A 14,682-nucleotide genomic window follows, 5' to 3' on the forward strand; every position below is an offset into this window, starting at 1 on the left:
CTGCACTTTCTGGCGGATCTAAACCGCGTTTCCCGTTCCAGGAAACCGCGTGCTGGAGAAGTTCATCGGGATGACGCGTTTGGCCAGGAGTGATTCCATCGCCGCGCTGTCGATGGGGCGGGACAGCAAAAAGCCTTGCGCGCGATGGCAGCCCAGGCTGAGCAGCCTTTCGGCCGCGGCCACGGTTTCCACCCCTTCGGCCACGACATCGAGCCCGAAGGCGTCGGCCAGGGCCATCGTCGAGCGCACGATCGCCAGATCTCCGGCGTTGGTGTCGAGATTCTGGACGAAACCCTTGTCGATCTTGAGTGAATCGACGGGAAGAGATTTCAGATATGTCAACACGCTGTAGCCGGTGCCGAAGTCATCGATCGCGATCTGTACGCCAACATCCTTCAACCCGAACAACGTCTGACGTGTCGCGTCGATGTCTTGGACCACAACGCTTTCGGTGATCTCCAGACATACGGTGCTGGGATCAAGACCGAACTCGTCGAGGGTGGCGGCGACCGTGTCAACGATACCGGCCGTGACGAGCTGCACGGGAGATACGTTGATTCGCAGCACCGTGCCCTTGCCGACACCGTGCGAGCGCCATAGTCCGAATTGCGCACACGCGGAGCGCATGACGAGGCGGCCGAGCTTGGCGCCGAGGTTGATCGATTCCACGACCTGGATGAACGAATCAGGCATCAACAGGCCCAGAGTTGGGTGTTGCCAACGGATTAGCGCCTCGGTGCCGAGAATCTCGCCGGTACGCATGTCGAATTCCGGAAGGTAGTGGAGGACCAGCGCACCGCCACCGCCCTCGATCATCCCTTCCAGATGCAGCTCGATGTCGTTGCGGATCATGTCCGTTGTAGACATCTCCGGGCGGAAGGTTGCGACGTTGTTGCCGCCGGAGGCCTTGGCCGACCGGGTGGCCTGGTCGACCCGCCGTAGCAGGTCTGACGTGGTCTCGTCCCCGGGTAGGCCTGCCGCGACGCCGATACTTACGGTGCGACTGAGCATTTCGCCGTCGATGGGGATCTGTTGGTGAACCCGACCGTGCAATGAGTGTGCGAACGCTTCGGCGGCCTCGACGTCCATGGCCGCGGACGGCACGACGCCGAACTCGTCGCCGCCGAAGCGGGCGATGACGGAGGGAACGCGGGTGGCCTCACGTAGTAGCGCGGCGAAGGACTCGATGAATCGGTCGCCGGCGTCTTGGCCGAGGCGACTGTTGATGACCTTGAAGCGGTCGATGGCGAGGAACACGACCGACACCGGGCCGGGCTGTCCCTTCGCCAGCCGGTCGTCGAGGTGTGCGATGAGCGCCCTTCGGTTCAGCAGCCCGGTGAGTTCATCGTGCTCGGCGAGGTAGTGAATTTGCTGTTCGGCGACGACGCGGGCTTGCAGCTGCGCAAAAAGCGCGGCGATCGCCTGTAGCGCATTGAGTTCTTCGGGTAGCCATTCGCGGTCTCCGAGTTTGCCGAAGGCGAGTGTGCCGGTGGTGACGTCGCCGGACAGCAGCGGAACGGCGGCCAGCGAGACGGCGGGAACTCCGGTGCCCGCTTCGATGCGGTTCTGATAGTCGGCGTTCTCCGGCTCGGGGCGGACCACCTCGGGCACCTTGAGGTGTTCGGTGCGCGCGAAGATGGAGTCGGCGTCGGCGAAATACACCAACCCGATCGGGTCGGGGTCGGCGTTACGCGGCGGGAATTCGGCGATGAGGATGGTCGCGCGGATGGTGTGATCGTTGTGGCGCAGGAAGCTGAAGTCCACCCCCAGGTCGCGAACCAGGTTGCCGAGCACGCGTTCGCTGATTGAGGCGGAGTCCGCCGCGGTGGCCGCCATCAACTCGGCGGCGGCAGCGGTGACCAGGTGGTCCAGTGTGCCCGACATTGCCCTAACGGTAGCGGTAACCGGTGCGCCGCGTTTGGCATTGCCTAGTGCGTCTAGCAATGATTCGCTCACGTTGACGCCCGAGTGTGATCGGGGTCGCGTGGACTCGGTAGCGACGGGGAAGGCGCGGCGGGCTGGGTTAGCGGCGCGGTCGGACGCGCGCGCGGATCGGACCGCCGGCGATCATGGTGAAGTGCAACGCGAGCGGAAATTCGTCGTCGAGTGAGCGAATTTCGACTCCCCGGATGAGTGTCGCCAAGGCGAGTGTGACTTCGAGCATGGCGAAATGGTCGCCGATGCACGAGCGGGGGCCGCCGCCGAAGGGCACGTATTGCCACCGATCGAGAGCCTTGAAGTTCTCCGGGCTGAATCGTTCCGGGTCGAATCGAAGCGGGTCGTCCCAAAGCTGCGGGTCGCGTTGTACGGCCATTCGCCCCACGATGAGCATCGTGCCCTTGGGCACCCGGTAGCCGCCGACTTGGACGTCGCGGGATGCCATGCGTGTCCCCGTAGGCGCCGGGGGGCACAGGCGCAACGATTCCCGTATGACCTGCACCGTGTAGCCGAGCTGTGGAATGTCGTCGGACGTCAGCGGCCGATCCGGCAGGGCCGCGACTTCCGCGGCCACGCGGTTCTGGCAATCGGTGTGGTGTCCCAGAGACCACAGCGCATACGTCAACGCGGTCGTCGTGGTGTCGTGGCCGGCGAAGAGGAACATGACGAGCTCGTCGCAAATCTCGTCATCGGACAACCGTTTTCCGGTTTCTGGATCCTCGGCGGCGAGCAGGGCATGGACCAGGGGCGCGACTCGTGTCGGATCGGCGCGACAGTCCCGCAGGATCTCCCGTGTCAGCGCGTGAAGTTTGGCGCTCGCCGCTCGCGCGCGATGACGCGCGGGTGTGGGCAACCAGCGCGGCGCACGGAGTGGGCGCGTCGCGCGCCTGACCGCGTAGGCCAACGCGATTCGCAGTGGCTCGACGACCTCGTCGGCCCGTTGTTCCAGGTCGAGCCCGAGCACCGATCGGCCCAGCGCGCGCAACGTGATCGTGCGGCATTCGGCGTCCAAATCGATCAGGGCGTCCTCGTGCCAGCTTTCGCTCACCGATTGCGCCGCCTGCTCCATGTGGCCGCCGAACTCGCTCACCCGCTGCTTGGTGAACACCGGCTGTAGGGTGCGCCGGCGTGGCTTCCATTGCTCGAAGGGAAGATCGGTGAGGCTGGCGCCGATGACGCGGCGCACTTGGTCGAAGACCGGGGTGGTCTTGTCCACGGAATCGTCTTTGGTGCTGAGGATGTCGCGGATGGCCTCCGGAGACGTCGCCAACACCATCGGGGGCATCAGCCATCGCGGCCCTAACTTGAACGACGTCACCCGCCCGCCGGCGTCACGCAGCCGTTCGGTTCCCGTGCTGAATTCCCGTACCGCCGCGAGGCGCTGACGGTAAGGCATCGGATTCACCGGCGGCAGGGGCAGGCATTCGATGCCGTCACTTGCAAGGGCCTGAACCACGCCTACCTCCTGCGGAAATGCTGTTGCCTACGCCGGTCGAACGACCGCGCAGGCCGAAAGCTTGCCGGCCCCCGCTGACCGGACAAGTATTCCAGGACGTCCGTTTCGACGCAGCGAAATTCAACGGGACGCCGGTGCAGACTGCGCGGACAGGTTAATAATCATTTGCGACACTTCGGCCGGGTAGCTGACTGCCGCCAGAGCCTGACGAGAAATCGATCATGCGGACCCCATGAAAGGTTGAGGGTGAAGAGAATTCGGCCGCTGTGGCGAATGCCTGGGATCGTTTTGCGTGAGCGGTCGCATCCGCCGGGGCGGGAGCGCATTCCTGAGCCGATGGTGGTGGACGATCCGGAGTCCGTCGCACAGTTCCACACCGGTGGCGCATCCAACCCCGGCATGTGCGCGGTGTACGACTTGTGCGCTCGCGCGCTTGATGCGCTGCTGCCTCCAGGCGGCCGCCTGCTGGATCTCGGCGTCGGCTCCGGTCGTGCGTTGAGCGCCGTCCTGCGCCGACGACCCGACGTTCGGGCCACAGCCGTCGATCTCGCCCCCAACATGCTGTCCACGGCGCGGGCGCTGTTCGACGCCGAAGGGATCGGAGAACGTGTCGAACTGCGTCGGGAGGACATCACCGCGTTGCCGGAGCGGGTTTCAACGGCCCCGTGGGACGCCGTCTCGTGCATGTGGACCTTGCATCAGCTACCCGATTTCGACACCTTGCGCGGCGCCCTTCGACAGATCGAAGCGATCCAACGCCGCAGTGGGGCCGCAGTGTGGATTTCCGATTTTCAGCGACTCCGGGACCCGGCGGCCGCCCCCAGCATGCTGGCGATCGCCGACCCCGACTCGCCGGCCGTCCTGCGCCAAGACGCCATTGCGAGCGAGGCGGCGGCGTTCACCATCGCGGAACTGTCGAATGAGCTTGCCGCAGCGGGTCTGCAAGCAATGCACCGCGGTCATTCGACACCGGTGCCCTACCTGCAGGCGTACTGGATGTACGGGGCGCGCGGCGGACCGAGCGCGCTGACCGGCGCGCGGGACCCTCGGCTGAGTCGTCAAGCCCGCCGCGAGTCGGCTTTGTTGCGATGGGGATTCACGGCGAAACCGTTCTGAGGTCCGATGGCCCCGGCGCGCTCGTCGCACGACGGGCGCATCACGGGCGCCCCGAACGGACCCGGCTCGGGCTGCGGCGACTGGACACCGACGGTGGCGGCGCGGAGGCCAAGCGCAAGACCAGCACGATCGATTCCTCGGGATCGGTCGCGATCAGGCGCGCAAATCCGTCTTGTAATCGGGCTAATTCGTCGCCGAAAGCGCCCGATAACTCATTGAGATCAGCAGCATTCCGCGCATGCAGAAAGACCGGCGACAGCGGCCTGACGGCGAGGCCTTCGCGCTGGGCAACGATCCATACCGCCTCGACCGCCGACCCGCCGCGGGCGTAGTCACGGAGGCGCCCCCCGGTCACGGTGAGCACGGCCAGGGCGGAGCCGGCGAGGACTTCGTCGCGCATCCCGTCGCCCAGCGCGCTGCCGGCGTCCCATTCCGCAAGATAAGCCATGACGTCGGCCCGGCGCACGATATCCATCAGCGCCAAGTCGCTGGCGTCGAGTTCGAGCAAGCGCACGTCGATACCGGTGTCGGGGTCGGGGTCTCCGGGCCAGCGCAGTTCCGAGACCATCTCCGCGTGCAGATGCGGCGTCAAGTACCGGATGCGGTCGGCCGCGCCGAAAATCGTTGCGGCCCGCGAAAGCTCGTCTCGCCCGGTGAGCAGGTGCAGGCGTGCGCCCTCCCGCTCGGCCGTGACGGTGAGTAACTTGGTCGTCTGATCGTCGAGCGGTTGAGGTGTGCCGCGATGCCGGTTGGTCTCCCGCACGATCATCGGTTCATAGAGATCGGCCAGGGCCGGGTCGCTGCCGGTTCCAAAGTGCATGGTGGCCCGCAGCGGAGACCCGGCGCCGTCTTCGGATACGGTCACCGGGCCGAGCACCCCGCGGGCGGCGGCGGCGATTCTGACGTTGTACAGCGCCGCGCCCACCGCGACGGCGCTGCCGCGGAAGCCCACGTCCATCGTCGAAGTATGTTCTGTGGCAATGCTTATGGTGAGCTCGGTCGGTTGCGCGTCGATGCGCCACGGCTGACTGTTTCCGCCCGAGGGGGCGCGCATGGCGGCGGCGACAATCGTGTCGTCGACCGCGGGGGCCGCCGGGTCGTCTCCCTGGTCGTTGTCACGCGCAGGGCGATGCTGGGCCGCGTCGACCTCGCGCAGCTGGTCGAGCGCCCAGCCTGTGTCGATGCGGCACCGGCCGGATCGAAGCTGTTCGCCCAGTCCGATTCTGCGGACGGCCTCGGCCAGGGCCGAGGCGCCCACAATGACATCGGATGCCAGCTGCGGCCACGTCGACAGCGACCGGTCGATCTCGATGAGCGATGCGGCGGTGCGCGGCGAGATGTGCTCGGCTTCGTCGTAACGCAGCATGTGAGGGAGCTTGTCCCGGGTACTCATGCCTGCCACCAGCTCGACGTCGAGCCCGTCCAGCAATCCGTGCATGATCGGGCGTTCGGGATGTTGATCGAAGCGTTCAACATCGACCCGCCCCCGGTCGCTGGTCGCCATCAACACGGGGATACGCCTGTCACGGGCCGCCAGCCGCAAGGCGACCTTCATGTCGAGCGAATCGCATTCTTCGACGGCGATGTCCAGTCCATCCAAGAACGCATCGATGGTGTCTGCGGTGATTCCGGTGTCGAGCACATCCACCGCCAGGTAGGGATCGAGCTCGGCGATCCTGCGCGCCGCCACCTGAGCTTTGTTCAACCCGAGGTCGAACACAGTGGCCGGCACCCGATTCAGATTCGATAGTTCCAAATGATCGAAATCCGCCAGGCGAAGCCGGCCACACAATCCCTGGACCGCCAGGGTGTGCGCGATGACATGCCCGACGCTCAGGCCGGCGACGCCAATGGTCAGCGAGCTGAGCCTGGCCTGTTCCGCAATGGTGATGTTGTTCCTGTTGCGATCAAGTCGTAACGCCCGAAACCCCCGCGGCCCCAACACCGCAACGACGGCGCGCCGCCACGGGTAGTACGCCCACCGGGTTCCCTCGCCGAGGAGGGTCGAATCCGGTGGCGGGTGGAGGCCGCGCAGATTGGCCAGCTGCGCGTCGAGCCGGTCGACGACCTCGACGGTGGGATCGGTTCGAAGTCGGTCCAGTACCAGACGATCGCCGGGCTCTTCGGGGTCGAGAATTTGTGCGCTATGCGCGGTTACCGTGCGCTCGTCCATGGTGTTTCGTGTATAGCACCTGACCGGCGTGCCGGCCGTCTTAACGCTGCGTTTGGCCGCTCACCGGGCGATGACGTCCTTGTCCTGCAGCTCGGTTTCCTCGGCGAATTGCCCGCGCCGTATCAGGCTCGTGACCGCGGCGTCCCACCGTCGCAGCTGTGGCGCGCTGAAGAACGACTCACCCAGGTAAAGCTCGATGTAGGGATGCAGAATGATGGCGCCAATGCGCAGGATGAGCGGGTTGAGCACCCCCCAATCGGGATCGAGGTCGGGCCGAAGCTTGCCCTGTTGCCCGAACTGATCACCCTGCCCCGCGCTGATACCCACCAGACCGGTGAAGATGACCGAACCCAATGCGCCACCCTCGGCGAGCGCACGCCCGAGGTAGGACATCACATCGGGACGTTCGACCATCAGCGCGGTCAGCCGCCGCCCTGCCTCGTTGAGATTGTCGGACGGCGGTTCGGGCAGCGTAGCGGGTTCCAATGCCTCACTCACCGTTTGCAGGACGTATTGATCGACGGCGGCGCTCAGCGCGGCCTTGGTGCGAAAGTGGTGCTGTACCAGCCCAATCGAAACGTCCGCGGTCTCGGCGACCGCGCGCAACGTCGTGGCGGCGATGCCGCGAACGGCAAAGCAGCTCAGCGCGGCGTCGCGAATCCGCTCCTTGGGCGAAGGGTCTGCTGGAGGGGGCGGGTCGTACGGAAACAGCCGGGTGGGTCCCACGGCCGGACAATACACCCGCATCGCCTCACGATACGGAGGTATCGGATAACCATACCTGCGTATCGTCACCGCGCTTACGTGGCGGCTGCCGTCCTCGGCGACGAACGGTGTTCTCGCCCACAAGGTCCCGTGAGGCTACCGCGCCCGCCGCTCGAGATACCGGACCATCTGCTGCCAGTACACCAGGGTCAGCGCCATCTGCACGGCGACCGCGATCAGCGCCGGCCGCAGCCGGTGGCGGCGGGCGGCGAGCACCGCGCCCAACGCGGCGGCCGACGTCGCCGCGCTGACCAACGCCGCCGCATCGCGGGGGCGACGACTGATCCACAGCTCCTCGCCCAGCATCGCCCGCGTCGACCATGCGCGGTGATGGGCGGGCTTGCCGAAAACGAACGGGTTCGCGGCCAGCCACAGCGCGATCCACGCCGCGTGGCTCCACCGCCGCGTCCACGGCGGCACCAGGATCAACGGCGTGCTCGCCCACCGGCTCCACGCGCTCCACGGATGGCAGTGCCGCGCGAAGACCGCACGCCGAACGCGCGCAACGGATACCACCGAGCTACCGCATCGCGGTCTTGGAACGTTCGGCCGGAACGACGACCGGGGCGCCGGCGGCCGGGGCGGAGGGCAACGGCGTCCGCGAAATGCCCGGGGTGCCCAGCGCTCCGGCCAGCCAGGGCAGCGCGGCGGCGAACACGCGGTCCGCGAACGGCCAATCGTGCCGGCCGGGCTGCGGAACGACGGCGCAGTCGATTCCGTTGGCGCGGCCGAGCGCGCACAGCGAATAGGCGGCCGCGGTCTGATTGGCGGGGTTGGCGGCCGCCTCGCGTCCGGCCAGACGGATGGCGCCGCTGTCGGTCAATGTGATGTCCCGGCGCGCCGTCGGCGGACCGTCCGACGAAATCGCGAACCAGCCGGCGACGTCGCGGTACGGCCCATGCCGGGTGATCACCGTGGACGGATCGAAAGCCGCCCAGGCATCGGCGTTTCCGCCGAACAGCCGGGTGATGGTCTGGGCCTTGTTGCCGGCATTGGGGAAGAAGTCGCCGGCGACGTCGACGAACGCGCTGAACATATCGGGATGCATGACGGTCAAGTCCACGGCGCAGGTCCCGCCCATGGACCAGCCCGCCACACCCCAGTTGGACCGCAGCGGGCTGACACCGAACGCCGAAACCATATAGGGCACGACGTCTTTGGTGAGGTGGTCGGCGGCGTTGCCCCGAACCCCGTTGACGCATTCGGTGTCGTTGTTGAAGGCGCCGCCGGAGTCCACGAACACGAACACCGGCGCCTTGCCGTCGTGCGCGGCCGCGAAGTCATCGATCGTCTTGACCGCGTTGCCCGCACGGGTCCAGTCCGCCGGCGTGTTGAACTGCCCGCCGATCATCATCACGGTCGGCAACGGCGGCGGCGGGGACGTGGCGAACCATTCGGGCGGCAGGTACACGAGCTCGCCACGGTGTTTGAAGTGCGACCCGTCCGAGGGGATCGCGACGGGCACCACGGTGCCGTGCGGTGGCCGGGTTCCCTTGGCGGCCATGGCGGTAACGGTCGCCTGGTCGGTCTGATCGGGCAGCGGGCCCGACGTCAGCTGGCTCCACGCGGACTGGACGGTGGGGAAGTAGCCCACCCACAGGTTGAGCACCAGCGCCGCGCTCAGCAAGCACAACGGCACGGCCAGCATCCCCGCGCCGCGCCGCCAGCGGCGCGCGCTGCCCCAGCCCAGCACCAGCACCGCCGCCGCCACGCCCGTCAGCGCGATCCACACCCACAGCGCCGTCGGCGCCGGCTCCTCGGAGAGTCCATGGTCGACGACGTACCAGTGGGTCAGGTAGGCGGCGGCGCCGCCGCTCAGCGCCGCCACCGGCATCCGCACCGCGCGCCAGCGACGCGACCGCCACCCGACCGCCAACGTCAGCACGACGGCGGCCAGCACCTGGATCGTCGTCGGCACCCAGCCATGCATCAGCGAGGTGTGACTAAGGGCCAGGAACTGCGCGGGCGCACCGTTCGTCGAGGCTGTCACGTGAGTCATTGTGATCTATTGTTTACCGGCCCGGAACCTGTTTGCCTAATGTTCGCCCACTACGAGCGCAGTGTTGCTGACCTCGATCAATGGGGTTTGGCCAGCGGGAACGGCAGCGTCTCCCGGATGCTGCGACCCGTTATGAGCATGACGAGGCGATCGACGCCCATCCCGAGTCCGCCGGTGGGCGGCATCGCGTATTCCATCGCCTGCAGGAAGTCTTCGTCGAGCTCCATCGCCTCGGGATCCCCACCCGCGGCCAACAGCGACTGCTCCTGCAGGCGGCGACGCTGTTCCACCGGATCGGTGAGCTCGCTGTAGGCGGTGGCCAGCTCGACACCCCACGCCACCAGGTCCCACCGCTCGGCGACGCCGGGCTCGCTGCGATGCGGGCGGGTCAGTGGCGACACCGACGTCGGGAAGTCGATATAGAACGTCGGCTCCTCGGTCCGGTCCTCGACCAGATGCTCGTACAGCTCCAGCACCACCGCCCCGGCGTCCCAGTGCGCCCGATACGGAATGTGCGCGGCATCCGACAGCTTGCGCAGCGCGGGCAGCGGCGTGGCGGGGTCGATGTGCTCGCCGAGTGCTTCGGAGACGGCGTCGTACACGGTCTTGACCGCCCACACGCCGGAGATGTCGACCGGCTTGAGGCCGCCACCGGTGCCTTGGTCGCGGGGGCGCATGACGGCCTGCTCGCCGTGGGCGGCCTCGGCGGCGTTCTGGATCAGCTCGCGGCACCCGTCGATCCAGACCTTGTAGTCGGCGTGCGCCTGATACGCCTCCAGGAGGGTGAACTCCGGGTTGTGGCTGAAGTCCACGCCCTCGTTGCGGAAGGCCCGGCCCAGCTCGAAGACCCGCTCGACGCCGCCGACGCATAACCGCTTGAGGTAGAGCTCCGGCGCGATCCGCAGGAACAGGTCCATGTCGTAGGTGTTGATGTGCGTGACGAACGGCCGGGCGGTGGCTCCGCCGTGGATCTGCTGCAGGATCGGGGTCTCGACTTCGATGAACCCCTTGTCGAACAGCGTCTGCCGGACCGAGCGCAACACCTCGCTGCGTGCCGTGATCAATTCGCGAGACTCGGGATTGACCGCCAGGTCGACGTAGCGGGTCCGCACCCGGGCCTCCGGATCGGTGAGCCCCTTCCACTTGTTGGGCAACGGCCGCAAGCACTTACCGATCATCCGCCAGTCGCCGACGATCAGCGAGCGGGTTCCCTTCTTGGAAAAGCCCATGTGGCCGGAGACCTCGACCAAGTCGCCAAGATCGATGGCCGCCGTGAAGTCGGCCGTTCGCCCGCGCTGCAACTGCGAATTGTCCAGCAGCACTTGCATTTCCCCCGACCAGTCACGAAGGTGGGCGAATAGCACCCCGCCGTAGTCGCGTATTCGCAGTATCCGGCCGGAGACGGTGATCGTCTCCCGGTCGTCCGTGTCGAGCGCCGCGGCGACGGTGTGACTGGGCGGATGGCCCACCGGATACGCGTCGATGCCCTTGCGCCGCAACACCTTCAACTTGGCCAGGCGCACCCGAACCTGCTCGGGCAGCCGGGATCTCGCCTCTTCCTCGTCGGCCGACTCCTGGCGCCTCTGCAGCCCGCTGACGTCCGGCGCGCTCCCGTCGTGGTGCAGCAGCCCGGACGCGGCCAGCCGGGCGGGGACGGCCGGGTGGTGACCCGTGTGCGGCTTGCGCCGGCCGAACGGCAGGACGAGGAAGCCCTCGGCCAGCGCCGAGGCGACCCCGACCCGCGGGATCAGGCGGGCGTCCTCGTAGCAGGCATACCGCGGCACCCATTCGGGCTGGTACTTCATGTTGGAGCGATACAGCGTCTCCAGCTGCCACCACCGCGAGAAGAACAGCAAAAACCCGCGCCACAGCCGCGCGACGGGGCCGGCGCCCAGTTGGGCACCCTGTTCGAAAGCCGAGCGGAACATCGCGAAGTTCAGTGAAATGCGGGTGATGCCAAGGTTTTCCGCGTTGAGTGCGAGGTCGCTGACCATCAGCTCGATGGTGCCGTTGGGGGACTGGGGCGATCGGCGCATCAGGTCCAGGGAGACGCCGGTGGTTCCCCACGGGACCAGCGACAGCATCGCGACGACGGCGCCGTCCCGGTCCAGGGCCTCGACCAGCAGGCAGTCCCCGTCGGCGGGGTCGCCGAGGCGGCCCAGCGCCATGGAAAACCCGCGCTCGGTTTGGGTGTCGCGCCAGGCGTCGGCGCGGGTGATGGTGTCGGCCATCTCGTCGGCGCCGATGTCGCGGTGCCGCCGGATCCGCACGGTCAGGCCGGCCCGGCGGGCGCGGGTCACGGCCTGTCGGACTCCGCGCATGTCGGGGCCGGACAGCTTGAAGTCGGCGGTCCGCAGGATGGCCTCGTCGCCGAGCTCCAGCGCGTTCAGGCCGGCTTCGCGATATGTCCGCGCCCCCTGGGTGCTGGCGCCCATGACGCCGGGCGCCCAGCCGTAGGTTTGGCACAGACCCAGCCAGGCGTCGGCGGCCTGGGACCACGCCCGGGGATCGCCGATCGGGTCGCCGCTGGCCAGGCAGACGCCGACCTCGACCCGGTAGGTGATGGCGGCGCGCCCGCTCTGGGCGAAAACCACCGACTTGTCGCGGCGGGTGGCGAAGTAGCCCAGGGAGTCGTTCTTGCCGTACAGCTCGAGCAGCCCGCGGATGGCCGATTCGTCCTCGCCGGTGAGCGCGTTCTCCGCGCGCTGAGATTGAAAGAGCACGATCGTCGCCATGATCAGCGCGAGCGCGCCGAACAGACCGAAGATCGCGTTGAGGAACACGTGCGGCCGGCCGGTGAACAGGTCCGGATCGGCGAGCGCGAATCCGACCACCCGGTTGGCCACGTAGGGCAGGCGATCCGGGCGGGCCAGCGTTCCGGGGAACAACTCGACCAGGCCCCAGGACACCAAGATCCCCACCACATCGCCGGCCACCAGCACGCCGGCCGCCTTGACCAGCGCGCCCCGGCGGACCTTGGCCCAGAACTCCCGATAGGCCAACACCAGCAGGACGATCGCGACGATGTGCAGGGCGAACCCGAGATTCTCGCCCAAGATCTCGGCGGCGGTGTTGTCCCCGGCGGCGATATCGGCGGCGTTCAGGCCGGCGGCGAGAATCATGTTGCCCAGCAACAGCAGCCAGGCGATCCGCTTGCGCGCGGTCAGGGCCGCGGCCAACAAGGCCAACACGAACGACCACGCGATGCTGGTGTCGGGGAAGTTGAACAGATAGTCGTTGATGAACTCGCGCGGAACCTTGATCAGGTAACGGATCAGGGGGGACACACTGCCCAGCAGCGACACGGTGGCGATGACACCCACGGTCCATCCGGCCGCCGCGGGCACCCAGCGATACCGCGAGTTCGATCGGCTACGGGGCCCCAAGTGCGGCCCCGAACGGGGGCCTGAACGAGGAGAAGCGAGTGTCACAGACCGCGAGGATATGCCCTCAATCCGTGAAAAGCTTGCCGAAGCGCTAAGAGTGGCGGGCGCGAGTTTGCACGCGTTTTTCGGGGCCGGTCGGTGGCCGGCGCGGCGCCGCCGACCGGCCGAAGTGCTAAAAGGCACCTCAAGGCTGCTAAACTGACGCCTGCGACCATCCCGGCGAACGCCAGGAACAGTTAAGTGGAGTCCCACTCCCACCGCGAACCGACGAGATCCCTGTGCGGATCTGCGGAAGGTTCGACGGTCCGGTCACAGGCAGCGCGTATGCCTGTTCCGCGTCCAGCGCGGGCGGCCCGAGTAGCCCTCGGCCGCGATCGGTCGGCATTGGGCCCTGCTTGTGCAGGGCTTTTTTGCTCGTGGTGTGGTGTTTCCGCCGCTGCTTCCCGACGAACCCAGGCAACGGTCGTCACCGCAGGACATAGAGAAGCCCAACAAGGGAGGCCCCATCAGCACTGAGACCCGCGTCAACGAGCGCATCCGCGTACCTGAAGTCCGATTGATTGGCCCAGGGGGAGAGCAGGTAGGCATAGTGCGCATCGAAGACGCACTGCGCGTCGCTGCGGACGCCGATCTGGACCTTGTCGAAGTTGCCCCGAACGCCAGGCCGCCGGTCTGCAAGATCATGGACTACGGCAAGTTCAAATACGAAGCGGCGCAAAAGGCGCGCGAATCCCGCCGCAACCAGCAGCAGACCGTCGTCAAGGAACAAAAGCTGCGACCCAAGATCGACGATCACGACTACGAGACCAAAAAGGGCCACGTCATCCGCTTCCTGGAGGCGGGATCGAAGGTGAAGGTCACGATCATGTTCCGCGGACGTGAGCAGTCGCGGCCCGAGCTGGGCTATCGGTTGCTGCAGCGCCTGGGCGCGGACGTCGCCGAATACGGTTTCGTGGAGACGTCGGCCAAGCAGGACGGCCGCAACATGACGATGGTGCTGGCGCCGCACCGCGGCGCGAAGACCCGCGCCAGGGCGCGGCACCCCGAAGAGGTGGGGGGCGCAGCGGCACCGGATTCCGACGCCGCCGACGCCGAACCGTCGTCGAACTGACCTAGTCGAACTGACCTAATAACGAGAACCGAGCGAGAACCAGAGGAAACATGCCCAAAGCCAAGACCCATAGCGGGGCGTCAAAGCGCTTCCGGCGCACCGGAACCGGCAAGATCGTCCGGCAGAAGGCCAACCGCCGGCACCTGCTCGAGCACAAGCCGACGAAACGGACCCGGCGGCTCGACGGCCGCACCGTGGTGGCCGCCAACGACGCCCAGCGGATCAATCGGCTGCTGAACGGCTGATCACCACGCCGGCCAGACCCGCATCGCGAGCTGGCACGGCGAACCCATTTATCGACCCACTACGCATGAACGAGAGTAGGAACATCCAATGGCACGCGTGAAGCGGGCGGTCAACGCCCACAAGAAGAGGCGCAGCATTCTCAAGGCCTCGAAGGGCTATCGCGGCCAGCGATCCCGGCTCTACCGCAAAGCCAAAGAGCAGCAGCTGCATTCGCTGCAGTACGCCTATCGCGACCGCCGCGCGCGCAAGGGCGAGTTCCGCAAGCTGTGGATCTCGCGGATCAACGCGGCGGCGCGCGCCAACGACATCACCTACAACCGGCTGATCCAGGGCCTCAAGGCCGCCGGCGTGGAGGTGGACCGCAAGAACCTGGCCGACATCGCGGTCGCGGACCCGGCCGCCTTCACCGCGCTGGTCGACATCGCCCGCGCGGCGCTGCCCGAGGACGTCAACGCCCCCTCGGATTCGGGAGAAGCCGCCTAACCGGCCCGA

The 14,682-nt window shown here is 67.2% G+C and carries 11 protein-coding genes; 4 read left to right on the plus strand and 7 right to left on the minus strand.

Annotated elements, in window-relative coordinates; translation table 11 throughout:
• Window positions 1–18 precede the first annotated feature (18 nt).
• Together QGN31_RS11000 and QGN31_RS11005 are read right to left on the minus strand one after the other, a co-directional pair.
• On the minus strand, window positions 19–1,884 hold the full coding sequence (locus QGN31_RS11000; RefSeq protein WP_009954196.1) for a putative bifunctional diguanylate cyclase/phosphodiesterase: 1,866 nt from the start codon (window positions 1,882–1,884) through the stop codon (window positions 19–21).
• 139 nt (window positions 1,885–2,023) lie between these two features.
• Window positions 2,024–3,394, minus strand: a complete 1,371-nt coding sequence (locus QGN31_RS11005; RefSeq protein ID WP_009954195.1) for a cytochrome P450 — start codon at window positions 3,392–3,394, stop codon at window positions 2,024–2,026.
• A 273-nt stretch (window positions 3,395–3,667) separates the two neighbouring features.
• Between QGN31_RS11005 and QGN31_RS11010 the strand changes: the two genes are divergently transcribed.
• Window positions 3,668–4,510: a class I SAM-dependent methyltransferase gene (locus QGN31_RS11010; protein ID WP_225324252.1), complete on the plus strand. Its 843-nt coding sequence runs from the start codon at window positions 3,668–3,670 to the stop codon at window positions 4,508–4,510.
• A gap of 40 nt (window positions 4,511–4,550) precedes the next feature.
• Here the strand turns inward: QGN31_RS11010 and QGN31_RS11015 are convergent, their stop codons facing one another.
• The 5 genes from QGN31_RS11015 to lysX form a co-directional block, all read right to left on the minus strand.
• A complete protein-coding gene (locus tag QGN31_RS11015; RefSeq protein WP_201406984.1) occupies window positions 4,551–6,683 on the minus strand; it encodes an Rv1355c family protein in 2,133 nt (710 codons plus the stop codon).
• Between the two features lie 60 nt (window positions 6,684–6,743).
• On the minus strand, window positions 6,744–7,409 hold the full coding sequence (locus QGN31_RS11020; protein ID WP_014380336.1) for a TetR/AcrR family transcriptional regulator: 666 nt from the start codon (window positions 7,407–7,409) through the stop codon (window positions 6,744–6,746).
• Window positions 7,410–7,544: 135 nt separating this feature from the next.
• Window positions 7,545–7,964: a DUF6653 family protein gene (locus tag QGN31_RS11025; RefSeq protein ID WP_026071355.1), complete on the minus strand. Its 420-nt coding sequence runs from the start codon at window positions 7,962–7,964 to the stop codon at window positions 7,545–7,547.
• A 4-nt stretch (window positions 7,965–7,968) separates the two neighbouring features.
• On the minus strand, window positions 7,969–9,447 hold the full coding sequence (locus tag QGN31_RS11030) for an alpha/beta hydrolase (RefSeq protein WP_026071356.1): 1,479 nt from the start codon (window positions 9,445–9,447) through the stop codon (window positions 7,969–7,971).
• A 77-nt stretch (window positions 9,448–9,524) separates the two neighbouring features.
• Window positions 9,525–12,878, minus strand: coding sequence for a bifunctional lysylphosphatidylglycerol synthetase/lysine--tRNA ligase LysX (gene lysX / locus QGN31_RS11035; RefSeq protein WP_372457224.1), 3,354 nt, complete (start codon window positions 12,876–12,878; stop codon window positions 9,525–9,527).
• A 460-nt stretch (window positions 12,879–13,338) separates the two neighbouring features.
• Between lysX and infC the strand changes: the two genes are divergently transcribed.
• From infC to rplT, 3 genes are all read left to right on the plus strand, one after another.
• A complete protein-coding gene (infC, locus tag QGN31_RS11040) occupies window positions 13,339–13,944 on the plus strand; it encodes a translation initiation factor IF-3 (RefSeq protein ID WP_026071357.1) in 606 nt (201 codons plus the stop codon).
• A 50-nt stretch (window positions 13,945–13,994) separates the two neighbouring features.
• Window positions 13,995–14,189, plus strand: coding sequence for a 50S ribosomal protein L35 (gene rpmI, locus QGN31_RS11045; protein ID WP_008257635.1), 195 nt, complete (start codon window positions 13,995–13,997; stop codon window positions 14,187–14,189).
• Window positions 14,190–14,277: 88 nt separating this feature from the next.
• Entirely contained in the window at window positions 14,278–14,673 is a 396-nt protein-coding gene (rplT, locus tag QGN31_RS11050) for a 50S ribosomal protein L20 (RefSeq protein ID WP_008257634.1), read from the plus strand.
• Window positions 14,674–14,682 lie beyond the last annotated feature (9 nt).

The sequence above is a fragment of the Mycobacterium sp. 2-64 genome (genome assembly GCF_035918375.1).
Classification (GTDB): domain Bacteria; phylum Actinomycetota; class Actinomycetes; order Mycobacteriales; family Mycobacteriaceae; genus Mycobacterium; species Mycobacterium intracellulare.

Coding starts and splice junctions, on each gene's coding strand:
- rpmI (WP_008257635.1), top strand. CDS start 13,995: ATGCCCAAAGCCAAGACCCATAGCGGGGCGTCAAAGCGCTTCCGGCGC.
- QGN31_RS11010 (WP_225324252.1), top strand. CDS start 3,668: ATGCCTGGGATCGTTTTGCGTGAGCGGTCGCATCCGCCGGGGCGGGAG.
- QGN31_RS11000 (WP_009954196.1), bottom strand. CDS start 1,884: ATGTCGGGCACACTGGACCACCTGGTCACCGCTGCCGCCGCCGAGTTG.
- rplT (WP_008257634.1), top strand. CDS start 14,278: ATGGCACGCGTGAAGCGGGCGGTCAACGCCCACAAGAAGAGGCGCAGC.
- QGN31_RS11015 (WP_201406984.1), bottom strand. CDS start 6,683: ATGGACGAGCGCACGGTAACCGCGCATAGCGCACAAATTCTCGACCCC.
- QGN31_RS11030 (WP_026071356.1), bottom strand. CDS start 9,447: ATGACTCACGTGACAGCCTCGACGAACGGTGCGCCCGCGCAGTTCCTG.